Consider the following 23679-nt stretch of genomic DNA (forward strand, 5'->3'; position numbering starts at 1 on the left):
AACATTTGCATGTGACGATGACTGCACCGTCGAGGGGAGAGACCGCGCCATGCGAAAGACCTTGCGAACAGCTGGGCTCGTAGCGGGAGTACTGGCACTGACACTGGCCGCAGGTGGGGCCTGGGCACACGACCCGAACAGCGCCGAAGGCCGCGAGGAAGTGCGGCGCATCATGCAGGACTACGAAGCGCCCGTACGCGCCGAGGCCGCCGCGCTCGCCGCGACCCCGTGCGTCGGCGGCTTCGCCGGGACCTACCCGTGCAGCAACGTCGACCTGCTCAGCGTGTTGCCGCTGGGCTCGATCGGCGGCGGCAACGGCAACAGCATGTGGGGCTGGACGGACACCACGACCGGCAAGGAGTACATCATCTTCGGCCGGTCCACCGGCGCGTCCTTCATCGACGTCACCGTGCCGACCGCACCCGTCTACCTGGGCAACCTGCCGTCCTACAACGGCACGTCGAGTTCCTGGCGCGACATCAAGGTGTACGCCAACCATGCCTACATCGGCGCGGACTCCATCAGCTCGCACGGCATGCAGGTCTTCGACCTGACCCGGCTGCGTAGCGTCACCACGCCGCAGACGTTCGCCGCCGACGCCCGCTACACCGGCTTCGGCAACTCGCACACCCTGGCGGTCAACGAGCAGACCGGGTTCATCTACGCCGTCGGCACCAACACGTGCAGCGGCGGCGTGCACATGGTCAACGTGCAGAACCCGAAGGTCCCGGTCAACGCGGGCTGCGTCAGCAACGACGGCTACGTGCACGAGAACCAGTGCGTGGTCTACCACGGCCCCGACGTCGCTTACCAGAACCACGAAATCTGCTTCAACTACAACGTGGACACGCTGACCATCGTGGACGTGACCAACAAGGCCGCGCCGGTGCAGCTGTCGCGCACCGGGTACGTCGGTGTCGGGTACACCCACCAGGGCTGGCTGACCGAGGACCACGCCCGGCTGCTGATGGACGACGAGACCGACTCAGACCTGCCCGGCACCAAGACCTTCATCTGGAACGTGTCCGACCTCAACGCCCCGGTCAACACCGGCGTGCACGTGTCGCCGACGATCCAGGCCACCGACCACAACCTGTACATCATCGGCACCAAGGCCTACCAGGCCAGCTACCGGGCCGGGCTGCGCATCCTGGACATCACCGGGATCGCCTCGAACGCGCTGAGCGAGATCGCCTACTTCGACATCTACCCGGCGTCGAACAACACCGGCTTCAACGGGGCCTGGAACGTGTACCCGTTCTTCGCCAGCGCCACCATCGCGATCAGCGGCATCGAGCAGGGCCTGGTGCTGGTCAAGCACAACCCGGGCGTGCCGCCGACCACGGTGTGGAGCGACACCTTCGAGACCGCCACCGGCTGGACGGTCAACCCGACCGGCGTCGACACCGCCACCGCGGGCGCGTGGGAACGCGGCGACCCGGCCGCCACGACCTCCAGCGGGGCCAAGCAGCTCGGCACCACCGTGAGCGGCGTGAACGACCTGGTCACCGGCCGCCTGGCCGGCTCGGCAGCGGGCGACTACGACGTCGACGGCGGCGTCACCAGCGTGCGCTCCCCGTCGGTCACCCTGCCCGCCACCGGCACCCTGCGCCTGAACCTGTCCTGGTATCTCGCCCACGGCAGCAACTCCAGCAGCTCCGACTACTTCCGGATCTCCGTGGTGCACTCCGGCGGCACGACCCAGCTGTTCAACCAGCCCGGCGCCGCGTCCAACCGCAACGGCGCCTGGACCGCCGGCAGCTGGGACCTGACCCCGTACGTCGGCCAGTCCGTCCAGATCCTCATCTCCGCCGCCGACCTCTCCACCGCCAGCCTCCTGGAGGCGGGCGTGGACGACGTCACCATCACCCGTAGCTAGGAAAGGAAGGGCACCTTCACATCGCCATGCGATGTAGAAGGTGCCCTTCCCATCGCCGCCCTGGGAGGGACCTGCTGTGACTGTCGGCAAGTGGCGTCGGCTGCTGCCCTACCTCGTGCTGATCACCGCCGGCGCGATCACCATCGGCTACGTGCTGAACGAGCTGCCCGCAGCCCCGTCCGGGGCCGCGCCCGCCCCGTCGCCGTCGCCCACCCCGTTCATGCACAGCGACGGGCTGTCCGACAGCCACGACGGCTACCTCATCCAGCCGGTGACGATGCCGGCCAAGCGCGGCAAAGCCGTCCCGGTCGCGTTCCGCATCATCGGCCCGGACGGGCTGCCGCTGCGCGACTACGAGACGATCCAGACCAAGCAGTTGCACCTGTACCTGGTCCGCGACGACGCCAGCGGCTACCGCCACCTGCACCCCGAGTTCGCCGACGACACCTGGTCCACGAAGGTCGACGTCACCGACGGCGGCTCCTACCGCTTCTACGCCGAGTTCGTGCCGCGCGGCAAGGACGCCCTGGGCCATCCGACGGTGCTCGGTCTGCCCTTCCTCATCACCGGTGACACCGGGCTGGCCCCGCTGCCCGCGCCCGCCCCGACCGCGACGGCCGACGGCTTCACCCTGACCAGGCTGGACGGGGTCACCCACCTGCGTGCCGGACGGGGCGAGCTGCTGCGCTTCCAGGTCTCCTCGGCCGCCGGGCCGCCCGTGCTCGAACCGCACCTGGGCGCGATGGCGCACCTGTCGGCATTCGAGGTGCGCACCCTCGGGCTGACCCACGCGCACGCGGCCGCCGAGGCCCCGGACGCGACGCTGGCCTTCCACGTCGAGTTCGCCAACCGCGGCGAGCAGCGCCTGTACCTGGAGTTCAAGGTCGCCGGCCAGGTGCACCGGACGGCGTTCACGGTCTTCGTGACCTGACGCTACGCGGGGTCGACGGTGGCGGTGGCGTCGAACGGCAGCCGGGGCGTGTGGCCGGGCAGCGGGTGGTCCGGGTCGGCGACCCCGAGCCGCAGCACGATGTACGCGTACCCCAGGTTCGACAGGATGCGGCGCATCATCGCGCGGCTGCCGTCGATCTCGATGACCTGGCTGTACGGCAGCACCGCGAGCCCCAGCCCGGTCGCGTGCAGCCACACCGCGGACAGCGCTTGCCCCGCTCGCAGCCAGGCGGCGCGGTCGTCGTCGCCGCCGAACAGCACCACGTAGGTCGAGGACTTGTCGTGGCCGCCGCCGACAGGCAGCGCGCCACGCGCGGTGAAGTCGCGCTCGCCCACGTCGGTCTCGGGACGCTTGTCCGGAATGAACTCCGGCGGCACCCCCGCGCCGGCGGGGCGGTCGGGGCCGGTCCAGGCGGCGGTCTCCGCCCGCAGGGTCGGCTCCCCCGCCGCGGCGTCCTCGGCGCGGGACACCGCCACCGCCAGCTCGCTGACCTGCGGGGGCGTGAGCCGGTGCAGGTGCACGCCGTACTCGCCCGCGATCCGGCGCAGCTCGTCGACCTGCTCCGGAGCGACCGGCGTGTCCACGGTCGGGCGGCGGTCGGTGTGCCGCAGCTGAAGGGCCTGCACCAGGCGTACGGCGTCCGCGGTCACCGGCGTGTCCCCGCTGATCGTGAGCACGGCCAGGTGATGCGGCTCAGCGGGGTCGGGCAGCGTGCGTGTGTCGACGGTGTGGCCCTGCGCCGCCAGCGCGACCTGTGCGTGGTGCAGCGCCGCTCCGCAGCTGACCAGCAGCATGCGCTCGTCGGGGTCGGTGCCCGGCAGCGCCCGGGTGGTGTCGGCGTACAGGTCGAGGCGGTCGGGGTGGACCTGCCAGTGCCAGGGCTGGGTGTTGTGGATCGAGGGAGCGCGGCCTGCCGTCTCGGCCGCCTGGGCGTACGCGGCCGCGGGCGGCCGGTGCTGCTCTGCGGCGGTGTCCATGCTCGCGCCTCCCGAAGGTGCCTCGTCAGCCCGCGACCGAGGTGAGCGCGCGCTCCCGCCCGGCCACGTCGGCCCTGCTCCCCTACGATCACCCACCGGGACCGCCGTGTGCAGGAGGTTAGCACTATCCGCGCAAACAAGAGCCCCGCCGCACGGTCTTCAGACGCGTACAGCGAGGCGACCTCAGTGTAAGGGGCGGCCTGCGCCCACCGCGACGGCAGCCCGGAATCAGTCGCCGCAGCAGCCGTCGGCGCAGGCGTTATCGCGTTCCCCGGTCGAGGGCACAGTGGCGCAGCAGGTGTCGCCCCGCCACGCGCCGACGCCCTCCCTGACCGCGACCGCGGCGATGGCCAGGGCCGCGACCGGGTCGGCCCACCACCAGCCGAACAGGCTGTTGGCGGCCAGCCCGAGCAGCACCACCGCGGACAGGTAGGTGCACAGCAGGGTCTGCTTCGAATCCGCGACGGCGCTGCGGGAGCCCAGCTCGGCGCCCGCCCGCCGCTGCGCGTACGACAGCGCGGGCATGATCGCCAGTGAGGCCGCGGCCAGCACGATCCCGACCGTCGAGTGATCCGGGCGGTGCCCGGCGAGCAGCGCCTGCCCGGCCTCGACGGTGACGTAGGCGGCGAGCGCGAAGAAGGACAGCGCGATGACCCGTAGCGCGACCCGTTCCCGGCGCTCGTGGTCGGTGGCGGAGAACTGCCAGGCCACCGCGAGAGCCGACGACACCTCGATGACCGAATCCAGGCCGAACCCGATGAGCGCGGTCGACCCGGCGGCGCGCCCGGCGGCGATGGCGACGACCGCCTCCACCACGTTGTACGTGATCGTGGCCGCGACCAGCAACCTGATCCTGCGTACGAGGCGCGATCGGCGGGCGACCGGCAGACCGACGCTCATCAGCAGCAGTCTTCGGTCTCCGCGGCGGCGCAGGCGGTCGGGTCGACCGCCAGCACCACGCCGAGCAGGTCACCGAGGGCGTGCGCGAGACGCGGGTCGGACAGCTCGTAACGCGAGCGGCGGCCTTCGGGCACGGCGACGACCAGGCCGCAGCCGCGCAGGCAGGCGAGGTGGTTGGACATGTTCTGCCGGCTGACCTGGAGCAGGTCGGCCAGCTCCGCCGGGTAGGCCGGGCCGTCGCGCAGGGCGAGCAGCAGGCGGGCGCGGGTCGGGTCGGACAGCGCGTGCCCGAAGCGGGCCAGCACCTGCCCGTAGGTCGGCGGCGAGGCGATCGTGTCCACGCGACGATAGTACACGATTCGCTGAACTAAGCTTTCATCGGCGGTGGACCTGGCCGTGCGCGGATTCGCAGTGCTCGTCGGCGCTCTCCCGGACCTGGTGGTCGACCTGCAGCGTGGTGTGGGTGATCGAGTGCGACGCCGCGAGCACCCGCTCCAGTTCCCGGCGCACCAGGTGGCAGTCGGCGGGCTCGTCGACGAGCACGTGCGCCGACAGCGCCGCCTGTCCGGAGTCGATCGTCCATACATGCAGGTCGTGGACCTCGACGACACCCTCGGCCGCGAGCATGTCCACGCCGATCGCCTCGGGGCGCACCCCGGCGGGCGCGGCGTTGAGCAGCACCCGGGCGGACTCGCGCAGCAGCACCCAGCCGCCCCTGATCATCAGTACGACCACGACCAGCGTGGCGACCGCGTCGGCACGCGCCCAGCCGGTCAGCAGCACCACCAGGCCCGCGGCCGTCGCGGCGACCGAGGCGAACATGTCCATCAGCACGTGCTGGTAGGCGCCCTGGACGTTGAGGCTGGACCGGTTGGCCTTGCCGATGGCCCACGCCGCCAGCACGTTGACGGCCAGGCCGAGCAGTCCGGTCACGACGACCATCCACCCGGTGACCTCGGCGGGATCGGCCAGCCGGACGATCGCCTCGTAGCCCAGCCAGCCCGCGAGCAGCAGCAGGCTCAGCCCGTTGGCCGCGGCGGACAGGATCTCCGCGCGGGCCAGGCCGAAGGTGTAGCGCCCACCGGCGGGGCGGGCGGCGAAACGCATGGCGACCAGCGCGAGCACGATCGCGGCGGCGTCGGTGAGCATGTGCGCGGCATCGGAGATCAGGGCCAGCGACTGCGCGAGCACGCCGACGACGACCTCGACCGCCATGAACGCGGCGATGACCCCCAGCGCTATCGCCAGCCAGCGCCGGTCGGCGTCGCGGCTCACGCCGTGCGGGTGCCCGTCATGGCCGTGCCCGTGCTCATGGTCGTCATGCATGGTCGTCCACCTCGTGCCCGGAATGCTGACATCGTGCGCCCCAGCAGGGGAAATGGCAGCCACGACGCGCGCAGCACGCCGACGGTACAGCCAATCATGAATTCATTGCAACATGAACATGGGAACGGATGTCATCGCCGCAGAACGTGACCGTGCACTGTCGGCCCGTGGACGCGCCCTCCCCTGCGTCGCCACGGATGTCTATGGTTGCCGCCATGGACGACCTCCTCGCCACCCGCCGCCCCGTCTTCGACGCCCGGATCAGCCTCGCCACCGCCGTGCACGCGCAGCCCGGGGTGTACGCCCTGCTGCTCGGCTCCGGCACGTCCACGGCGGTCGGCGTGCCCACGGGCTGGGGTGTCGTGACGGCGCTGGTCGCGAAGGTCGCCGCGGCCGCGGGCGAGGCCGTGCCCACCGACGCCGAACTGGAGCAGTGGTGGACCAAACACGGCGACGGCGCGCCGCTGGGCTACTCCGCACTGCTGGAATCGCTGGCCAGCACACCCGCCGCGCGGCGCGCGCTGCTGGCGTCCTTCTTCGAGCCCACCGCCGAGGAACGCCAGCAGGGCATCAAGGTCCCCGGCGCGGCCCACCGCGCCATCGCGGCACTCGTCGCCCGCGGCGCGGTACGCGTCATCGTCACCACCAACTTCGACCGGCTCATCGAGCAGGCGCTCGAAGCCGAAGGCATCTTCCCGCAGGTCATCGCCAGCCCCGCCGCGATCGAGGGCATGGAACCGCTGCCCCACGCCCGCTGCACCGTCATCAAGCTGCACGGCGACTACGCCCGCACCGACCAGCTCAACACCTTCGAGGAGCTGAGCGCCTACCGCGCCCCGTGGCAGCGGCTGCTGGAACGCGTCCTCGACGAGTACGGCCTGATCGTCAACGGCTGGTCCGGCGACTGGGACCACGGCCTGGTCGCCGCCCTCGAAGGCACCCGGTCGCGGCGCTACCCGCTGTTCTGGGCGTCCCGCGGCGAGCTGGGCCAGATCGCCAAACGCCTCGTCGCGCAGCACCGCGCCCACGTCATCACCGGGGCCGCCGCCGAGCAGTTCTTCCCCGACCTGGTCAACCGGCTGGAAGCGCTCGACGACCTCGCCGACCCGCCGCTGACCAAGGCGATGGCGGTGGCCCGGCTCAAACGACTGCTGCCCGACCCGGTCAAGCACATCGAGGTCGCCGACCTGTTCGACACCGAGATCCGCCGGCTGCGCGACTACCTGCGCGCCATGCCCGCGGCACCCCCGGCCCAGGACCCGGCCGCCCTCCAGCGCGCCCACGACGACGTGCGCGCCCGCTGCGACACCCTGATGCGGCTGCTCGCGCACGGGGTCTACCTCGACCGCGACCGCCAGCACACCGCGCTCTGGGTGCGCGTCATCGAGCAGGTCATGCGCTGCCGGCGGCGGCCCGAGGACGAACCGGACCCACGCTGGGCGAACCTGCAGCACTACCCGGCGCTGCTGGCGCTGAAGACGGCGAGCCTGGCCGCGGTCGCGTCCTACCACGACGACGTGCTGCTGCGGCTGCTGCGCCGGCCGACCTGGCGGATCCGGGCCGGCAACGGCCACCGGCCGGTCGCCGCGATGGACGCGCTGCACGACTGCCGGGTGCTCGACTTCGACACCGTCAACGCGTTCCCCCGCTGGCACGGCACCACGTGGCAGTATCCGCAGAGCCGCCTGCTGCGCGAGGAGACCATGCCGGTGCTGCTGCCGCTGGTCGGCGACGAGGACTCGTTCCTCCAGCTGTACCACCGCACCGAGTACCGCACCGCGCTGGCGCAGTCGCTGTTCGGGGTCAGCGACGGGCTGGGGCCCGCGCCGGGCGGCTTCGCCGTGGACTCGCAGTGGGCGGCCGACGGGACGCTGTACTGGGAGACGGACTTCCGGGAGAACGCCGACCGCGACATCTGGGAGCGCACGCCGCTGGGCCGCCGCGACGGCGAGGCATACGGCCGCAGGCTCGCCGCCCTGGCCACGCAACTGCGCACCCCGCAGGCGTGACGGGGCCGCGACACCGGGTCACAGCAGGCGGACCGGCACCTCGCGCCCGTCGGCCTGCACGGCGGTGAGCCGGAACACCCCGGTGTGCTCCACCCGCAACGTCACACCGATCTGCGGCGTCCCGGCCGGGGCGGGCTCCAGCAGCAGCTCGTACACGCCGAGCGACCGATTGTCGGCGACGGTCGGGCGGTCGCCGTGATACACCCGCACCCTGAGGACGGGCTGGCCGTCGTCGGCGGTGGTGAACAGCTGGGTGGACGCGCACGGCACCACCGTGCCGGCCTCGATCAGCGGCAGGAACGCCCCGCCACCGACCTCGATGCCGACCGCCGTCCCGGTCACGCCACCCCGGACCGGGACGGCGAAACCGCTGTCCGGGGCCTCCACGGCGGCCGGAACCCCGCCGGTCGCCGCTCGCAGCCGCCGGGCGAAGTCCGACCCGGGGAGGCCCCCTCCGGTCACGTCCTCGTGCTCGGCCACCCCCGGCCAGGGCCTGCCATCCAGCAGCAGCGGCAACACCGGGCGACCGAGTCGTCTGGCGTGCTCGATCTCGCGGGCGACCCAGCCGTCGCGCTGTGCGGCGGGAGTCATCACCAGGATCACCGCCGAGCAGCCGTCGAGCTGCGAGCGGGTGTAGGCGGACCACCAACTGTCCGTCACCGGCTGGGTGTCGTACAGGATGGGCAGTCCGGAAGCGACCAGATGGGTGGCCAGCCGCCGGGCGTACGGCGCGTCGTGCTCACGGCTGAAACAGATGAACACCGGTCCGCTCATGCGCGGATGGTATCGGGGGCACGCCCGTCAGGCGGCCGCGGTCGCGGGCTCGTCGTCAGTCATCTCGCGCAGGCGGCGGATGCGGCTGGACCACACCACCGCCACCGCGGCGAGCGCGGCGGCGCAGCCGACGGCCAGTCCCGCACGCGGCTCAGCCAGCTCGGCGACGGTGCCCGCGCACAGCGCGCCGACCGGGATGGCGCTCCACGACACGAAGCGCACCGACGCCATGACCCGCGACAGCAGCTCGGGCGGCGACGCGGTCTGGCGGTGGGTGCGGGTGACCACGGACAGCACGCACACGCCCGCGCCGAACCCCGCCAGCCCGAACCCGAAGACGTACGGCGCCCAGCCGCCCCGGGCCAGGGGCATGGCGAGCGCGAGCAGTGCCGCGGCGACCACGGCCAGCAGCACCGCACGGGCCCCGCCGAACCTGCGGGCGAGCCGGGCCGTCAGCGCCGCGCCGACGATGGTGCCCAGCCCGTCGAGCGCGAGCACCAGACCGACCGCCGACGGCGGCAGGCCCAGGGTGCGTACGAGGAACGTCGGGGTCGCCGCGAAGACGGCCCCGTTGGCGAAGTTGACGGCCGTGGCGGCCAGACACGAGGGCCGCATGACCGGGTGGCGGAAGACGAAGCGCATACCCACGGCGATCTGCCGGAAGAAGGGCTCGGCCTGCGCGGGCCGGGCGGGGGCGCCCGGCGACGGAATGCCCGCGAGCAGCACCGCCGAGACCACGTAGGTGAACGCGTCGACGATCAGCCCCGCGACCGCGCCCGCGGCCTGCACCAGCAGGCCGCCTGCGGCCGGTCCGGCCAGGTGGGTCGTGGCGGAGGTGCCCGACAGCAGCCCGTTGCGGGCGATGAGGTCCTCGCGCGAGACGATCCGCGGCAGGAACGTGGCATTGGCTACGTCGAACAGGTTGCTCGCCAGGCCGACGAAGAAGGTCACCACCAGCAGGTGCGCCAGCGTGAGCACGTCGAACCACGCCGCCACCGGCACGGTCAGCACCGCGATCGCACGGAACGTGTCCATGGCGACCTGCAGGGCCTTGAGTTCGTACCGCTGCACGATGATGCCGGCGGGCAGCCCGATGAGGACCACCGCCGCGTATCCGGCGGCGGTGAGCAGACCTACCTCGAAATTGGACGCGCCGAGCACGGTCAGCGCGACCAGCGGCAGGGCCACCGTGGTGACACCGGCCCCGAAGGTGCTGGTCGCCGAGGCCGCCCAGTAGCGCCAGAAGGCGGCGTTCGCGCGCGCGGGCAACGGCTGGGCGGCATACGAATCGCCGGTCATGGTTGTTCCTCCCCCGTTCAACCGGGAGGAACGCTACCGGCCAACCCGATAGCTGTCCGGCCCGGTGCGGATCGTCGCGGGCCGGACAGCGCCGGTGGGTCAGCTGAGGACGGTCTCGCCGCCCGGGTAGGCGAAGGAGGCCCGCGGGGCGTAGAAGCCCCAGGTGATCTCCAGCGGGTTGGCCGGGCGCAGCGCGTACACCGAATGGGTCTTGTCGAGGAACTCCAGCTTCTCGACCTCGAAGTCGGCGACGGGCTCGGAGATGAACGGGTAGTTGCCCGCCACGAAGTCACCGCCGACCTCGGTCAGGTAGCGCAGCTGACCGCGGGCGGTCTCGCCGAGCTTGTGGCCGACCCGCACGGTGGTGCGGATGACGGGCACGCCGTCGGCGGTGGTCGTCGCGGTGAGCTTCTTGCCGTGGATCTCGATGGTGGTGGTGCCGACACTGGCCGGCACGCCCCGCGCGGAGGCGTACTCGCGCACCACCGGGCTGGAGTTGAAGTAGTGGGTCCACCAGCGGCCGGGGGTGACGCCGTCGGGCGCGTACGCGTCCTCCAGGTCGGGGCCGATGTAGGTGAGCGAGTACGCGCCGAAGCCGGAGGTCTGTTCCGGGGAGTCCACCACGTACTGGTTCATGAAGACCTGGCGGTTGGCCATGGGCTTCAAACCCGCCGGGACCAGTGCCGCGACCGCGTCGGGGTCGGCGGGCACCCAGCCGAAGTAGAGCATCCGGCTGTTGACGACGAGCTGAGGGGCTTGGAGCTGGGTCATCGAGCTCTCTCTCCTGGACATTGCTGTGTGTAGCCAGCAAGCTACGAGCAGCTCGCCTCAGGCGGCAATCCAATATCGACTTTTGTCGACATCTTGACGATCCGGTGTTGTCGTGCGTCACAGATCGACGGCGTGGCCGAAACGGTGGGTCCCCTCGACCCGCGACCGGCAGACATGATCTCCTTGGGCGTCGACTCCGGGAGGGTTCCGCCATGCTTCAGCGCTACGACCAGCGCAACGCCGACCTGAAGTACTGGGTCAACGGCGTGCTGCGCCACCGCGACGAGCCGGGGATCTCCCCGTTCGACTCCGTCGTGCAGGGCGGCGACGCGGTATGGGAGGGGCTGCGGCTGTATCAGGGCCGGATCTTCGCCCTGGACGCCCACCTGGCGCGGCTGCGCCGCTCGGCGGCCGCGCTCGGCTTCGCGGCCGTGCCCTCCGACGCCGAGATCACCGCCGCGCTGACCGAGACGCTGCGCGCCAACCAGATGACCGACGGCGTGCACGTGCGGCTCACCCTGACCCGCGGCGTGAAGGTCACCAGCGGCATGGACCCGCGGCTCAACCAGGCCGGCTGCACCCTGATCGTGCTCGCCGAACACAAGGCCCCGGTGTACGACACCGGCGGCCTGAAGCTCGCCACCTCCAGCGTGCGCCGCCCCGGCGCGGACGTGCTCGACCCGAAGATCCACCACAACAACCTGATCAACTCGATCCTGGCGAAGATGGAGGCCACCCTCGCCGGGGCCGACGACGCGCTGATGCTCGACGGGCGCGGTTTCGTCGCCGAGACCAACGCCACGCACCTGTTCGCGGTGATCCGCGGGCGGCTGGCCACCCCGCGGACCGTCGCCTGCCCCGAGGGCGTCACCCGGGAGACGGTGCTGGCCCTGGCCGCCGAGGCGGGCATCGACGTCGAGGTGCGCGACATCTCGCTGGCCGAGATGCACTCCGCCGACGAGGTGTTCTGCACCGGCACCATGGGCGAGATCGCCGGCGTGGTGCTGATCGACGGCCGGACCATCGGCGACGGCGGGATCGGGCCGATCACCAAGCGCATCGCCGACATCTACCTCGCGCAGGCACGCGCCACGGGCACCCAGGTGGTCTGACCCCGTTTGAAGGTCAGGCCGCGGTGGTCAGGCGGTGGGCGTGCAGCTCGTCGTAGTACGGCTGGGCGGCGTCGACCAGGTGGCGCAAGCGGTCGGGGACCGCGGCCGGGGACGGGTCGTAGGCGGCGAAGCCGGTCGAGGACTCGACGTTGGCGTACCAGTGCGGGGCCCACACGCCGTCGGTGTCGCGCGGGCCGGCCGGCCAGCTCAGCATCGCCGGGTCCCAGCCGATGCCCAGCGCGGCGCACAGTTTCGCCAGCACCCCGGCGGGGTCCCGGAGCAGGTCGGCGGCGTCGACCACCGGGCCGCCGTACGCCCGGAAGATCTCGGCCTGCTGGGTGAAGCCGAGGTCGGCCAGGGTCGGCTCGCCGCGCACCTTCGCGTACGACGCCACCACGTGCGCCGGGTCGCGGATCAGGTACGCGTTGGCCAGCTCGCCCAGCCACTCACGGCCGATGTCCGGCAGCAGGTGGTGGGTCATGTGCTTCTGGTAGTGCACGTCGATCCCGGAGGGCAGCGGGCCGGTGAGCGCCGCGGCGACGTCCTGCCAGCGCCGGGGCTGGCTCGCCAGGATCTCGACCCGGCCCGGGTGGTCCAGGCCGGTGACCTCGAGGTAGTGCGCGTACAGCGGCTCGTCCACGACCTGCGTGTCCGCCCGCGCGCCGAAACTGCGCATGAGCGCCGTCGACACGTTGCGCGGCCCCGACCACATCGCCACCCGAGTCACCATCGCCGCCTCCTCGTGACGCAGCGTACCCGCAAATGATCACGTGTGGGCGGTGGACGCCACGCCGGACAGGACACCCGAAACGGTGAAGAGCGCGGCCATTCATGATCTCATTCATCAATCCACACATTTAAGCGGGTTACGGTCGGCGTCCACCACCTGGCGCTGCGTGACGGGCCACCGCCCGCACCCGTGCCACGGTCTCCGTCCAGAGAGGCGTCACCGTGCGACGACCACGAATCGCTACCCGGCCCATCCTGCTCCTGGCCACGGCGCTGGCCCTGACGTTCGCACCGCCGGCGGTGACGGCGGCTGCCGACCCGCCACCGCTCGCACCGGGCACATTGGTCAAATCAGTGCAGAACGTCACCGATTCCGGGTCGAATCCCGCCGACCACGGCGACGTCGTCAACTGGGTGATGTCCTACGACGACCCCGGCGCGGGCGGCTCGGTGACCATCACCGACCCGATCAGCGCGGGTCAGGCCCTCGTTCCCGGATCACTGAAGGTGCCGCCGGACTGGGTGAAGTCCTGGTCCACCGACGGGACGACGTTCTCGACCACCGAGCCGGCCTCGGGCACGGTCGCGGTGCGGGCCACCAACCCCGACCTGCAGCCCGGCGGCACCAGCCTGACCCGGCTGCTGCTGCCCCCGGTGCAGCCCACCACCACCGCCACCGGCGGCGACGGGTTCACCCCGGTGCTGTACCGGTCGGCCAACGGCGCGATCGAGTCGTGGAACATCTACCACCACCTCGTCCCGACGGCCCCCAAGGTGGTCTGCATCAACCTGCTGACCGCCCAGCCCTGCGCGGGCGGCCCCTGGCCGCGGCCGCTGAACAGCACCGCCGGGCCGCTCGGCACGGGCAACACCGGCGACCTGGGCAGCCCGATGGCTCCGCAGTTCGTCTTCGACCCGAACCGTCCCGGCACGGTCTACTACCCCGCCCACACCGCGGCCGCGCTCGGCGTCGCCTGCCTCGACCTGGACGCCCGCGCCAACTGCGGCTTCGTCCCGCTCACCCCCACCGGCGGCAGCCCGTCGGCCAGCAACAACATCGCCGGGCTCGCCCACGTCGACGGCAACCTGTACGCCGCCTCGACCAACGGATCGGTGCTCTGCCTGACCATGGCCACGCAGACACCGTGCGCCGGGCAGCCGTACACCGGGATCGTCGCACCGCACAGCGACACCTCGCCCAACACCGCCTCGCAGTACTTCGGCTCCACCACCCTCGCCGACGGCAAGATCTTCATCTCGTCCTCGCCGAGCACCGGCGCGAAGCTCGCCTGCTTCGACCCGGCCACCAACGCCGCATGCACCGGCTGGGCGACGCCGAAGGCCGCCGGACCCGCCGGCCTGATCACCTACGGGGTGTTCACCACGTACACCACCACCGGTGACGAGGAGGGCGTCTGCGTGCCACCCGCGGGCGGCGTCTACCAGCTGCACTGCTACACGATCGCGGGCGCTTCCCTGACCCCGCCCGCGTTCCCGGCGATGCCCAACGGGGTGCTGACCTTCAACCCGAAGGTGATCACCGGGCCGGACGGGCACCTGCGCAGCTACTTCCCGTTCTGGGGCGGGCCGATCCTCGGCGCGACCGGCTGCTGGGACTGGAACACCGACGCGGCCTGCGTCGGCATGGCCTTCCCGAAGACCCACCCGGGTGTCGGCGGCAGCGGCGCCACCCGCGACTACGGCTACGACTACGACCAGGCCGGCGAGTGCTTGCTCGGACTCGGTGACGCGGGCCTGCTGTTCTCCATGGACCCGATCACCGGCGCGTCGCCGTGCTTCCGCGCGGGGGCGTCGCTCAATCTGACCGCGCCCGACTTCTACTGCGACGGGGCCTCCGGGCACATCACCGGATACCAGGACGCGCGCCTGGTCGACATCGACATCGCCAACATCGACCTGGCCAACTCCGCCGCGACCATCAGCAAGCCGGACAACACCGTGATCGCGACCCTGCCGTTCGCGCCCGACGGCAGCGTCGACCTGTCCGGCATCTCGCCTAGCACGCATCCGGCGCTGGTCATCGAGGCCAGCCTGCGGCTGCTCAACGTCGACGACTTCGGCGGCGGCAACGAGCCGCACCTGGTCGCCGGCTTCGACGGCGACCCGCCGCAGATCTGCTTCCAGACCAAGCTGAGCAGCGACTGCGGCGTGTACTCGGTGTCCAACACCGCCACCGGCACCGACGCCGGGGGCGCGCTGACCTCCAACACCGTCCAGCAGCCCATCAACCCCGGGGCGGCCTGCCAGCCGAACATCACGGTCAACAAGGAGATCTGCAAGGACACCCGCGCCTCGCGGTGCGGGCCGGGCGGCGCCGGGCCCTGGGGCAAGACCAGCCCGGCCGGGCTGCTCGGGGTCCTCGGCACGGCGTACTGGCGGATCACGGTGACCAACACCGGCCTGGTCGACGCGGTGGGAGTGACCGTGAACGACTCGGTCGCGCCGGGCTGCGTCACGGCGGGGGGCACGTTCACCCTGGCCGCCGGGGCGAGCAAGCAGATCCACTGCTCGACGTTCCTGCTGCTGCTGCCGCTGACCAACACGGCCAGCGTCAACTACAGCGCGGCAGGCGCGCCGCAGGGCACACCACCGAGCACGTCCGGCACGTCCTCGGCGACGGCCTGCTCGCTGCTGTGCATCCTCGGCTCCCCCGACCGGGCCGCGGAACTGCGCGAACGCTGATCCCGCCGCTGCTCGCCACCGGTGGTCCCCTGGGGTGAGCAGCGCGGACACGGCGCGCAGTCACGAGTCGCGGCACCCGTCCGGGTGCCGCGACTCCTTTTGTGGCACAGATCACAAGGTCGACTCGGTTTCCGCCTCGACGGGCGATGGTCCCGTGTCGACCGAACCAGCTTTCCAGGAATCTGGTGCCGCCGAGAATGGCCCGCCGCGGCGCGCTCGTACTCCCCCAAACGGAACGGCAGAACCGCGGGCAGAGGCGGCCCCTGGGCATGATCCACAGGCGCGCGGAGCGGGTCGCCGACCGGCTCGGCCGTGGCTACGGTGACCCGCATGCCTTCACTGATCGCACCCACGACCAGCCTCTTCACCGCGTTTCAGGAATGCCGCGACGACTGGGGACCCGGTCTGCACGAGGACGGCTTCGGCATCCACGCCGACGACGACCTCGACTCGCCGGAAGGCTTCGCCGACTGGGTCGGCCGACGCCTGCACCTCGACCACGGGGCCGGAGCCCTCTGCCCCGCCGAGCGGCACGCCTCCTGCCGCTGGATCGTCGAGGACGGCCAGGTGCTCGGGGGTATCGCCCTGCGGCACCGGTACGACGACGACCTCGGCCAGATCGGCTACGGCGTACGCCCGTCGGCGCGCCGCCGGGACCTGGCCAGCTGGGCGCTGGGCGAGATGCTCCGCGAGGCTCGTACCGTGCTGGGCCTGCACCGGGTGCTCATCCCCTGCCTGGTGGACAACCTCGCCTCCGCCCGCACCATCGAGAGCCAGGGCGGCGTGCTCGAAGGCGTCCGCGACGCCGGGCACGTCCGGGTGCGCCGCTACTGGATCGACCTGGATCGCTGAGCGCACCCTGCCCCGGGCCGCCCCCGTGGTGGCCGCCACCACAGGCGCGGCGGGGGGTCAGCGCGACTGGCGTCCGCGCGATACCTTCACCGGCCATGAGATCACGATTGCTGATCGCCGGGGCCCTGGCCGGTGCGCTGATGACCATGGCCTGCTCCGTCAGATGGAACACCGGCGCCGAGGATGTCGCGCCCTCGCCTGTCCCCGTCGTCAGCGCCGACGCCGCGACGACCGCCTCCGTGGTCGAGCTGCTGCGCGCGGGCACGAAGTTCATCGACGAGACGAGCTTCCGCACCGACGTCGACGTCTCCGGCGGGCAGATCACCACCCGCTCGCACATGGACAACACCCGCAAACGCGGCGACGCGCTGATCTCGTTCGCGGGCAAGGCCACCGAGGTCAGGATGATCGGCGACGCCGTGTACATGAAGTCGCAGCAGATGCAGGGCGTCGGCGACGGCTGGCTGAGCCTCGACCCGGCCAAGGTCCCGGCGAGCTTCGAGCTGACCTTCGCCGCGGGCAAGAACGATCCGGGCGGCTCCGCCCGTCTGATCAACGCCATCGTCTCGGCCGAGATCGACGGTGCCGTGACCAGCGGCACCGAGATCAAGGGCGCCATCGACCTGAGCAAGGTCGGCACCGGCAACGGCATCAGCTTCCGGCTCACGCAGGGCCAGGAGTTCCCCGACAGCATGAAGCGCCATCCGTTCAGCGCGTCGCTGGACGCCCAGGGCCGCCTGGTCGGTTTCACGATCCCCGCGGCCGGCGGGGCGCCGAGCGCCTCGCTGCGATACAGCGACTTCGGCGCGCCGGTGACGGTGTCCGCACCGCCGGGCGCGAAGCCCGCGCCGGACGCCCTCTACGCCCAACTCGGCCTGCAGTAACCCCAGGCAGCGGCCGTCGGCCGTTGGGAAGGGCACCTTCTTATACGCGCAGCGATAAGAAGGTGCCCTTCCTTCGTTCCAAGCGGGTGGTCAGCCGGCCGTGGGGCACTGGGCGAGTTCGGAGTGGTCGTACGTCCAGAACCCGAAGAATCCCGAGCTCTCCCACCGGTACACGTGCCAGTACCGGTAGTCGGACTCGACCGGGAACGGAAGACCGGGTAGGAGCGCGGCCCGCTCACCGACGTACCGGTACTGGCTGGTCGTGGTCGTGCCGCAGCGGTCGCCGCCGGTGGCGGTGACGGTCAGGTCGGCCGACGCGGCGATCGCGCCGCCACTGCACCGCACGACGTAGCTGCGCTGGTAGTAGTCCGTGGTCGCCCCCACCACCTGCCAGTAGCGGTAGCTGCCCACCGTTGCGACGAGCCAGAACGTCTTCGGCGTGCCGTTCACATAACGGCTGTAACTGCCCGCCGCGGAGCAGGCCAGGTCGTCCGGTGCGGCGTCGGCCGCGGCCGGGGCGACGAACACGGATGCCAGCGCCGCGACGGTGGCGACTAATGCGAATCGGAGTCTCATACCCCGGGACGGTAGGACCGGTCGCGCTCGGAGGCGCGTCGGCGACGCCATCCCGACACGTGGACCCGGCTACGGCAACAGGTCGGCCGGCAGCCCCTGCAGTGCGACCGGCCGGCGGAAGCGTTCGACCGCCTCGGTGCCGACCGACGTGGACCACGACGCCGACGTCGCCGGCCATGGGCCGCCGTGCTGCATCGCGTCACAGATTGCGACTCCGGTGGGCACGCCGTTCCAGACGATGCGCCCGGCCCGCGCCAGCAGGCCCGGCAGCAGCGCACGAGCCGCTTCCCGGTCGTCGTCTCCGCCGAACACCGAAGCGGTCAGCGAACCCGCCAGCCGCGACGGCACCTCGTCGGCCGCGCCGACGGCGATCACCACCGACGGCCCGAAGTGCTCCTCCAGCAGCTCCCCGGCCAGCTCGTCCACGCCCACGACCACCGCGAACGGCGCGGGCGAGCCGGCACCGGCGACGACCCGGTGCGCCGTGGCCGCGTGTGCCTGCCAGCTCCCGTGCGCCTGCGCCATGCCCTCGGTCAGCATCCGGTGCACCGGCACCGCCGCCACAGCCTGGGCCAGCTCCTCCGCGAACGCCGCGGAACCCGTCACGACCAGGCCCGGTTTGGTGCAGAGCTGGCCCGCTGAGCCGGTGACGGCCGCGGCCAGCGCGGACACGGTCGCCGGGACGGCCGCGCCGGGCAGCACCAGCACCGGGTTGAGTGAACCCATCTCGGCGTACACCGGAATCGGGTCGGGCCGTGCCGCCGCCGCGTCCATCAGCGCCCGGCCGCCGGTCAGCGACCCGGTGAAGCCGACGGCCCGGACGCCGGGCGCCCGCACCAGGTCGAGCGACACCTCCGGACCTCCCGCGACCAGTGAGAACGCGCCGTCGGGCAGGGTGCGGGCGAGGATCTGCCCGAGCAGCTCACCGGTCCGCGGCTGCGCCGGATGCGCCTTGACCACCACCGGGCACCCGGCGGCCAGCGCCGACGCGGTGTCGCCGCCGCTCACGCCGAACGCGAGCGGGAAGTTCGACGCCGCGAACACCGCGACCGGACCGACCGGCACCGGCACGGTCACCACGTCGCCACCGCCGGCGGCGACCCCGGCCGACACCCGCCGCCACGGCTTGGCCGCGTGGTCGCCGAGCAGCCGCAGCTGGCCGGTGGTGCGGTCCAGCTCGCCGCGCAGCCGGGCCTCGGTCAGGCCGGTCTCGGCCAGCGCGGTCGCGACGATCTCGTCGCCCGCCGCGGCGAGCGCCTCCGCGCACGCGTGCAGCATGGCGCGGCGCAGCTCGCCGCTGAGCGACGCCAGAGCCGGGGCGGCTGCCACGGCCTGTGACACGGCGGTGGACACGTTCACGAGCGGAACTCCTCAAGACTCTGGATCTGCAAGTGGTGCAAGGACAAGTTAGCGTCCCAGCCATGACCGCCGACACCTCCGAAACAATTCGGGCGGACCGCGCCGCGATCGAGGAGATCGTGCGCGTGTTCTTCGCCGCCTTCGTCTCCGGCCCGGACGGCACCGCCCGCCTCGACGCGCTGCGCGGCCTGTTCCTGCCCGGCGCGGTCATCGTGAAGACCTGCGGCGGCGAGCCGACGGTGTACGACGTCGACGGCTTCATCGCACCCCGCCAGGCGCTGCTGGCAGGCGGGGCGCTGACCGACTTCCGGGAGTGGGAGCTGTCCGGACGCACCGAGGTCTTCGGCGACATCGCCCAGCACTTCTGCTCCTACGCCAAGTCCGGTGTGCAGGACGGGACAGCCTTCACCGGCCGGGGCATGAAGACGATGCAGTTCGCACGCACCTGCGCCGGCTGGCGGATCAGCGCAGCCGCCTGGGACGACGAGCGGGAAGGCCTGGTCGTCACCGCCTGACACCGCTGTTGCGTGCCCGACAGTCGCAAGCACGACGTGCGATGGCACGGGATCTCCGGCCCGGACATGGTGAGGGCTCGATTTCCCCTGCCTGAGGAGTACACGAATGGTGCGATGGAAGCAGGCCGCCCTCAGCGCGTGCGCGCTCGGCCTGGCCGTGGCGCTGCTGCCGCCCGGATCCGCCGCCGCGCGGCCCACGGCCGAGGCGAGTCCCGCCGGCGTCGACTGGTTCGCCGAGGAGGCGGCCGGTTTCGCCAAGGAGCGCGGCATCTCCGAGGCCGAGGCCCGCGAACGCATGGCCTGGCAGCTGGTGGCTCCGGACCTCGACGAGCTGCTGCAGAAAGACCTCGGCGCGCGATACGGCGCGGTATGGGTCGACGTGCGCGACGGAGACCGGGTCAAGGTCGGTGTCACCGGCGGCGTCGACGAGCCCGCGCGGGGCGTCGTCAAGGCCGCGGCGCAGGTGGTGGGCCTGACCGGCGGCTACGACCTGGTGTCGGTGAAGCGCTCGGCGGCACGCCTGGCCGCCGACAACGACTGGCTGGGCGAGGAGGTCATCCGGGTCAACCGCGACGCGACCGTGTTCCTGAGCGCGGGCCTGCGCCCCGATCTGAACGCGGTGCAGCTCGGCGTGCCCCGCAAGGGCGGGCTGACGGCCGCGCAGGAGGCCCTGGTGAAGGCGGCGCAGGACCGGATGGGCGACGGCGTGGTGCTGGCCGCGACGTCCGGCGGCTACCGCCCCTTCCTCGGCTGCGACTCGCCGTACTGCGACGCGCCGCTGCGGGGCGGCGTGAAGATCAACCATCCGGACACGTCGTGCACCTCCGGGTTCATCGCGCAGAGCAAGGTCGACAGCAAGAAGTACGTCGTCACCGCCGGCCACTGCGCCATGGACAACCTCGGCACCTGGAGCAGCAAGAACGCCGCGCTCACCGTCAAGGCCATCGGGCCGGTGCACCGCTGGATCTTCGACACGTACATCGGGGACATGGCGATCATCCGGATCAGCGACACCTCGATCGCGACCGGCTGGGACCCGCGGCCCTGGGTGCTGGTCACCTACAGCCCGCAGACCAATCAGAACACGACCTACCACATCGCCGAGGACAAGATGAGCCTGCTCGGCATGCGCATCTGCACCACCGGCATGGCCACCCGGATGACCAACTGCGGTCACGTCACCGAACTCGGCCTCACCGCCAACCTCGGCGGGCTGTCCATGCGCAACCTGGGCCGCACCTCCAACTGCAGCAAGCCCGGCGACAGCGGCGCGCCGATGTTCGCCAGCCACGTCGCGTACGGCATCCTCGTCGGCGGCGTCGAGGACGACTGCGACACCGTCTACCAGGGCATCCGTACCGCCGAACGCGAACTGAACGTCAACATCCTGCACTGAGCCTCGGGGCGGCGCGCACGTCGGCGACGGCGTACGCGCCGCCCCGGTGGCGGCGTAAATGGCTGGCACGAGCGGGTCGAGGTGGGCAGGCTCGTGCCCATGACGAGTAGCGATCTTTGGGACGAAGCCACCGCGGCACGGTACGACGACACCTCCGCCGAGATGTTCGCACCCGACGTGCTCGATCCGGCCGTGGACTTCCTCGCCCGGCTGGCCGGGCCGGGTCCGGCACTGGAGTTCGCGATCGGCACCGGGCGGGTGGCGGTGCCGCTCGCCGCCCGCGGCGTGCGGGTCAGCGGGATCGAGCTGTCGCAGCCGATGGTGGACCAGTTGCGACGCAAGGTCTCCGCGCAGGAGATACCGGTCGCCGTCGGCGACATGGCCACCACCACGGTGGCCGGCGAGTTCTCGCTGGTGTACGTGGTGTGGAACAGCATCGGCAACGTCCGCACCCAGGACGAGCAGGTGGAATGCTTCCGCAACGCCGCCCGGCACCTGGCGCCGGGCGGCCGGTTCGTGATCGAGCTGTGGATCCCGGGCATCCGGCGGATGCCCCCGGGCCAGTCGGCGGTGCCGTTCTCGGTGACCGACCGGCACGTCGGCTTCGACACGTACGACATGGTCACCCAGCAGGGGACCTCGCACCACTACCGAAAGCTCGACGACGGCAGCACCCGCTACGGCGCGAGCAACTTCCGCTACATCTGGCCGGCCGAGTGCGACCTGATGGCGCGGCTGGCGGGCATGGAGCTCGAACAGCGGACGGCTGACTGGCAGGGCGCGCCGTTCACCTCCGACAGCGAGAGCCACGTCTCGGTGTGGCGCAAACCGACGGCCGCCTCTGCCGGCTGACCGCCGCCGAGGGCGGCGAGCCGCTCACCGGTGGATCTAGATGGTCTGTGGTCGTTCCCGCGACCACAGACCATCTAGATCCAGAAGGTCAGGCGTTGGCGCGGGTGTCCGTGGAGCCGGGCACGGCGAACGGGTCGACGACGACCGGGCGGGACACGGCGGCGTCACGGGACTCGGGGCGGGGCTCTTCCGGCGCGCTGAAGACGAGGGCGGCCGGCGGCGTGCGCCGAGCGGGGTTGTGGGCTGAGGCAGCGGACAACGCGGGCTCCAAGTGGCACAACGGGACGGCACCCGAGGTCCGGGCACCTGGCGACGACGGTACCCGGCAGAGGCGACATATAACAGCGAGTAACGAAAACCTCTGGCCCGGCGAGCACCGGTTTGCCGTCCCCGGCGCCGGGTATCCGCAGACCTGCCGGTCCCGGCCCCGTCACCAGGCCCGTCCGGCATCGACCCCTCGCGCCGTCGCCCCGGAGGCCCGCCATGTCGCTGCCCGAACCCGCCACCGCCCCGCCACCGCCCGCGATCGAGGCAGCCCGGTGGTGGTCCGGCCTGCGTGCGGCTCGGCAGCGGATCGATGCGGCCCGTACGCCCGGCCCGCTGTGGCTGCCCGCCGACGTGGACCCGCCGGACGCCCCGGACGAGCCGCACCAGGACGCCGACCACGCGGTCGCGTACTGGCTGCGGGTCGCCGCCGCGTGGGGCTGGCGCTTCCTGGTGCTGGCCGGGGTGGGCTGGGTGCTGCTGTCGCTGGCCGGGCGGCTCGCCCAGGTGCTGGTGCCGCTCGCCATCGCGCTGCTGCTGGCGGCGCTGCTCGCGCCGATGGTGCGCATCCTGCGGGAACGCCTACGGCTGCCCGCCTCGCTGGCCACCGCGATCGTGCTGTTCGGCGGGGTGCTGCTGACGGTCGGCTTCCTCACCCTGCTGGTCACGCAACTCGTCGACGGCATGCCGGGCCTGGCCGAGAACGCCGCCGCCGGCCTGCAGCAGGTCCGCGAGTGGCTGCGCACCGGCCCGCTGCACCTGTCGACCAGCCAGCTCGACAGCACGTTCGACGCGGCCGGCGCCTGGGTCCGCGACAACCGGCAGAACCTCACCAGCGGCCTGTTCGCCACGGCGGGAGCGGGGTTCGAGGTGTTGATCACCGCGATGCTGATCATCGTCGTGACGTTCTTCTTCCTGCGGGACGGGCGCAGGCTGTGGCACCTGTCGATGATCGCGCTGCCGCGCCGGGCGCGCCGCCGCGTGCTGGAGGCGGGCGACGCCGGGTGGCTGACCCTGGTCGCGTACGTACGCGCCACCGTGATCGTCGCGTTCATCGACGCCGTCGGCATCGGGCTGGCCCTGGTGCTGCTGCGGGTCGAGTTCGCGTTCCTGCTGGCGGCGCTGGTGTTCCTGGCGTCGTTCATCCCGATCGTCGGCGCGACGGTCTCCGGGGCGGTGGCGGTGCTGGTCGCCCTGGTCGACGAAGGCCCGCTGACGGCCCTGATCGTGCTGGCGGCGGTGATCGTGGTGCAACAGGTGGAGGGCCATGTGCTCCAGCCGCTGATCATGGGCCGGGCGGTCGCGATCCACCCCCTGGCGGTGATCGTCGCGCTGGCCGCCGGTGTCGCCGTCGCCGGGATCATCGGCGCGCTGGTGTCGGTGCCGCTCGTCGCGGTCCTCAACACCGCCCTGCGCCACCTCACCCACTACCAGCCCCCACCCGCCCCCGAGGCGGTCGTCGTCAGCGCCGACCCGGTCGCCTGAGGCGCAACCGCGGCGGGCGGGACGGCATGCCGTCCCGCCCGCCGCTGACGCCGGCCCGGTCACCC

At 72.0% G+C, this 23679-nt stretch carries 22 protein-coding genes; 11 read left to right on the forward strand and 11 right to left on the reverse strand.

All coding sequences use genetic code 11. The features are described 5' to 3' along the window. Positions 1-49: 49 nt before the first annotated feature. Together ACFQO7_RS34720 and ACFQO7_RS34725 are read left to right on the forward strand one after the other, a co-directional pair. Positions 50-1879 (forward strand): choice-of-anchor B family protein, encoded by a 1830-nt coding sequence (locus tag ACFQO7_RS34720; RefSeq protein WP_376810363.1) that lies wholly within the window; start codon positions 50-52, stop codon positions 1877-1879. Positions 1880-1955: 76 nt separating this feature from the next. Then, positions 1956-2810 carry a hypothetical protein gene (locus ACFQO7_RS34725; RefSeq protein WP_376810364.1) on the forward strand — a complete coding sequence of 285 codons (855 nt, stop codon included), beginning with the start codon at positions 1956-1958 and terminating at the stop codon, positions 2808-2810. Between the two features lie 2 nt (positions 2811-2812). Here the strand turns inward: ACFQO7_RS34725 and ACFQO7_RS34730 are convergent, their stop codons facing one another. The 4 genes from ACFQO7_RS34730 to ACFQO7_RS34745 form a co-directional block, all read right to left on the reverse strand. Further along, entirely contained in the window at positions 2813-3808 is a 996-nt protein-coding gene (locus tag ACFQO7_RS34730) for an Acg family FMN-binding oxidoreductase (protein ID WP_376810365.1), read from the reverse strand. Positions 3809-4036: 228 nt separating this feature from the next. Further along, positions 4037-4708 carry a cation efflux transmembrane domain-containing protein gene (locus ACFQO7_RS34735; protein ID WP_376810366.1) on the reverse strand — a complete coding sequence of 224 codons (672 nt, stop codon included), beginning with the start codon at positions 4706-4708 and terminating at the stop codon, positions 4037-4039. Next, positions 4708-5040, reverse strand: a complete 333-nt coding sequence (locus ACFQO7_RS34740) for an ArsR/SmtB family transcription factor (RefSeq protein ID WP_376810384.1) — start codon at positions 5038-5040, stop codon at positions 4708-4710. Before ACFQO7_RS34740 ends, ACFQO7_RS34735 begins: the two co-directional genes overlap by 1 nt. Before the next feature lie 43 nt (positions 5041-5083). Next, entirely contained in the window at positions 5084-6034 is a 951-nt protein-coding gene (locus ACFQO7_RS34745; protein WP_376810367.1) for a cation diffusion facilitator family transporter, read from the reverse strand. A gap of 215 nt (positions 6035-6249) precedes the next feature. On the opposite strand from ACFQO7_RS34745, the gene ACFQO7_RS34750 reads away from it, so the two are divergent. Continuing rightward, positions 6250-8043, forward strand: coding sequence for an SIR2 family protein (locus tag ACFQO7_RS34750; protein WP_376810368.1), 1794 nt, complete (start codon positions 6250-6252; stop codon positions 8041-8043). Positions 8044-8061: 18 nt separating this feature from the next. Here the strand turns inward: ACFQO7_RS34750 and ACFQO7_RS34755 are convergent, their stop codons facing one another. From ACFQO7_RS34755 to ACFQO7_RS34765, 3 genes are all read right to left on the reverse strand, one after another. Then, entirely contained in the window at positions 8062-8817 is a 756-nt protein-coding gene (locus ACFQO7_RS34755; RefSeq protein ID WP_376810369.1) for a toll/interleukin-1 receptor domain-containing protein, read from the reverse strand. A gap of 27 nt (positions 8818-8844) precedes the next feature. Then, positions 8845-10116, reverse strand: a complete 1272-nt coding sequence (locus ACFQO7_RS34760) for an MFS transporter (protein WP_376810370.1) — start codon at positions 10114-10116, stop codon at positions 8845-8847. Positions 10117-10215: 99 nt separating this feature from the next. Continuing rightward, positions 10216-10887: a hypothetical protein gene (locus ACFQO7_RS34765; RefSeq protein WP_376810371.1), complete on the reverse strand. Its 672-nt coding sequence runs from the start codon at positions 10885-10887 to the stop codon at positions 10216-10218. 212 nt (positions 10888-11099) lie between these two features. Between ACFQO7_RS34765 and ACFQO7_RS34770 the strand changes: the two genes are divergently transcribed. Continuing rightward, positions 11100-11999, forward strand: a complete 900-nt coding sequence (locus ACFQO7_RS34770) for an aminotransferase class IV (RefSeq protein ID WP_376810372.1) — start codon at positions 11100-11102, stop codon at positions 11997-11999. A gap of 13 nt (positions 12000-12012) precedes the next feature. Here the strand turns inward: ACFQO7_RS34770 and ACFQO7_RS34775 are convergent, their stop codons facing one another. Beyond that, positions 12013-12729 (reverse strand): sulfotransferase-like domain-containing protein, encoded by a 717-nt coding sequence (locus tag ACFQO7_RS34775; RefSeq protein WP_376810373.1) that lies wholly within the window; start codon positions 12727-12729, stop codon positions 12013-12015. A gap of 221 nt (positions 12730-12950) precedes the next feature. Between ACFQO7_RS34775 and ACFQO7_RS34780 the strand changes: the two genes are divergently transcribed. The 3 genes from ACFQO7_RS34780 (at position 12951) to ACFQO7_RS34790 (ending at position 17167) form a co-directional block, all read left to right on the forward strand. Further along, positions 12951-15431 carry a DUF7617 domain-containing protein gene (locus ACFQO7_RS34780; protein WP_376810374.1) on the forward strand — a complete coding sequence of 827 codons (2481 nt, stop codon included), beginning with the start codon at positions 12951-12953 and terminating at the stop codon, positions 15429-15431. 330 nt (positions 15432-15761) lie between these two features. Then, entirely contained in the window at positions 15762-16283 is a 522-nt protein-coding gene (locus tag ACFQO7_RS34785) for a GNAT family N-acetyltransferase (RefSeq protein ID WP_376810375.1), read from the forward strand. 95 nt (positions 16284-16378) lie between these two features. Further along, positions 16379-17167, forward strand: a complete 789-nt coding sequence (locus ACFQO7_RS34790) for a hypothetical protein (protein ID WP_376810376.1) — start codon at positions 16379-16381, stop codon at positions 17165-17167. 90 nt (positions 17168-17257) lie between these two features. On the opposite strand, the gene ACFQO7_RS34795 is transcribed toward ACFQO7_RS34790, so the two are convergent. Further along, positions 17258-17743 carry a hypothetical protein gene (locus ACFQO7_RS34795; RefSeq protein WP_376810377.1) on the reverse strand — a complete coding sequence of 162 codons (486 nt, stop codon included), beginning with the start codon at positions 17741-17743 and terminating at the stop codon, positions 17258-17260. A gap of 69 nt (positions 17744-17812) precedes the next feature. Continuing rightward, complete coding sequence (locus ACFQO7_RS34800; RefSeq protein WP_376810378.1) at positions 17813-19102, reverse strand: aldehyde dehydrogenase family protein; 1290 nt, start codon at positions 19100-19102, stop codon at positions 17813-17815. Between the two features lie 62 nt (positions 19103-19164). Here ACFQO7_RS34800 and ACFQO7_RS34805 point away from each other — a divergent pair, with 62 nt between their 5' ends. The 3 genes from ACFQO7_RS34805 to ACFQO7_RS34815 all read left to right on the forward strand — a co-directional run bounded on the left by ACFQO7_RS34805 (position 19165) and on the right by ACFQO7_RS34815 (position 21865). Continuing rightward, positions 19165-19617 (forward strand): Cif family virulence factor, encoded by a 453-nt coding sequence (locus tag ACFQO7_RS34805; RefSeq protein WP_376810379.1) that lies wholly within the window; start codon positions 19165-19167, stop codon positions 19615-19617. A gap of 106 nt (positions 19618-19723) precedes the next feature. After that, complete coding sequence (locus ACFQO7_RS34810) at positions 19724-21013, forward strand: S1 family peptidase (RefSeq protein WP_376810380.1); 1290 nt, start codon at positions 19724-19726, stop codon at positions 21011-21013. Between the two features lie 99 nt (positions 21014-21112). Beyond that, complete coding sequence (locus ACFQO7_RS34815; RefSeq protein WP_376810381.1) at positions 21113-21865, forward strand: class I SAM-dependent DNA methyltransferase; 753 nt, start codon at positions 21113-21115, stop codon at positions 21863-21865. Positions 21866-21953: 88 nt separating this feature from the next. On the opposite strand, the gene ACFQO7_RS34820 is transcribed toward ACFQO7_RS34815, so the two are convergent. Next, positions 21954-22124 carry a hypothetical protein gene (locus tag ACFQO7_RS34820; RefSeq protein ID WP_376810382.1) on the reverse strand — a complete coding sequence of 57 codons (171 nt, stop codon included), beginning with the start codon at positions 22122-22124 and terminating at the stop codon, positions 21954-21956. Between the two features lie 224 nt (positions 22125-22348). Between ACFQO7_RS34820 and ACFQO7_RS34825 the strand changes: the two genes are divergently transcribed. Further along, entirely contained in the window at positions 22349-23614 is a 1266-nt protein-coding gene (locus tag ACFQO7_RS34825) for an AI-2E family transporter (RefSeq protein WP_376810383.1), read from the forward strand. Positions 23615-23679: the final 65 nt, after the last annotated feature.

It is taken from the genome of Catellatospora aurea, from assembly GCF_042663325.1.
In the GTDB taxonomy this organism is placed as follows: Bacteria; Actinomycetota; Actinomycetes; order Mycobacteriales; family Micromonosporaceae; genus Catellatospora; species Catellatospora aurea.

What these genes read in the sequence shown, in the direction of transcription:
- ACFQO7_RS34810 (WP_376810380.1), top strand. Translation starts at nt 19,724, where the DNA reads ATGGTGCGATGGAAGCAGGCCGCCCTCAGCGCGTGCGCGCTCGGCCTG.
- ACFQO7_RS34775 (WP_376810373.1), bottom strand. Translation starts at nt 12,729, where the DNA reads ATGGTGACTCGGGTGGCGATGTGGTCGGGGCCGCGCAACGTGTCGACG.
- ACFQO7_RS34735 (WP_376810366.1), bottom strand. Translation starts at nt 4,708, where the DNA reads ATGAGCGTCGGTCTGCCGGTCGCCCGCCGATCGCGCCTCGTACGCAGG.
- ACFQO7_RS34825 (WP_376810383.1), top strand. Translation starts at nt 22,349, where the DNA reads ATGTCGCTGCCCGAACCCGCCACCGCCCCGCCACCGCCCGCGATCGAG.
- ACFQO7_RS34805 (WP_376810379.1), top strand. Translation starts at nt 19,165, where the DNA reads ATGACCGCCGACACCTCCGAAACAATTCGGGCGGACCGCGCCGCGATC.
- ACFQO7_RS34760 (WP_376810370.1), bottom strand. Translation starts at nt 10,116, where the DNA reads ATGACCGGCGATTCGTATGCCGCCCAGCCGTTGCCCGCGCGCGCGAAC.
- ACFQO7_RS34770 (WP_376810372.1), top strand. Translation starts at nt 11,100, where the DNA reads ATGCTTCAGCGCTACGACCAGCGCAACGCCGACCTGAAGTACTGGGTC.
- ACFQO7_RS34750 (WP_376810368.1), top strand. Translation starts at nt 6,250, where the DNA reads ATGGACGACCTCCTCGCCACCCGCCGCCCCGTCTTCGACGCCCGGATC.
- ACFQO7_RS34790 (WP_376810376.1), top strand. Translation starts at nt 16,379, where the DNA reads ATGAGATCACGATTGCTGATCGCCGGGGCCCTGGCCGGTGCGCTGATG.
- ACFQO7_RS34720 (WP_376810363.1), top strand. Translation starts at nt 50, where the DNA reads ATGCGAAAGACCTTGCGAACAGCTGGGCTCGTAGCGGGAGTACTGGCA.
- ACFQO7_RS34785 (WP_376810375.1), top strand. Translation starts at nt 15,762, where the DNA reads ATGCCTTCACTGATCGCACCCACGACCAGCCTCTTCACCGCGTTTCAG.
- ACFQO7_RS34795 (WP_376810377.1), bottom strand. Translation starts at nt 17,743, where the DNA reads ATGAGACTCCGATTCGCATTAGTCGCCACCGTCGCGGCGCTGGCATCC.
- ACFQO7_RS34765 (WP_376810371.1), bottom strand. Translation starts at nt 10,887, where the DNA reads ATGACCCAGCTCCAAGCCCCTCAGCTCGTCGTCAACAGCCGGATGCTC.
- ACFQO7_RS34745 (WP_376810367.1), bottom strand. Translation starts at nt 6,034, where the DNA reads ATGCATGACGACCATGAGCACGGGCACGGCCATGACGGGCACCCGCAC.
- ACFQO7_RS34815 (WP_376810381.1), top strand. Translation starts at nt 21,113, where the DNA reads ATGACGAGTAGCGATCTTTGGGACGAAGCCACCGCGGCACGGTACGAC.
- ACFQO7_RS34730 (WP_376810365.1), bottom strand. Translation starts at nt 3,808, where the DNA reads ATGGACACCGCCGCAGAGCAGCACCGGCCGCCCGCGGCCGCGTACGCC.
- ACFQO7_RS34755 (WP_376810369.1), bottom strand. Translation starts at nt 8,817, where the DNA reads ATGAGCGGACCGGTGTTCATCTGTTTCAGCCGTGAGCACGACGCGCCG.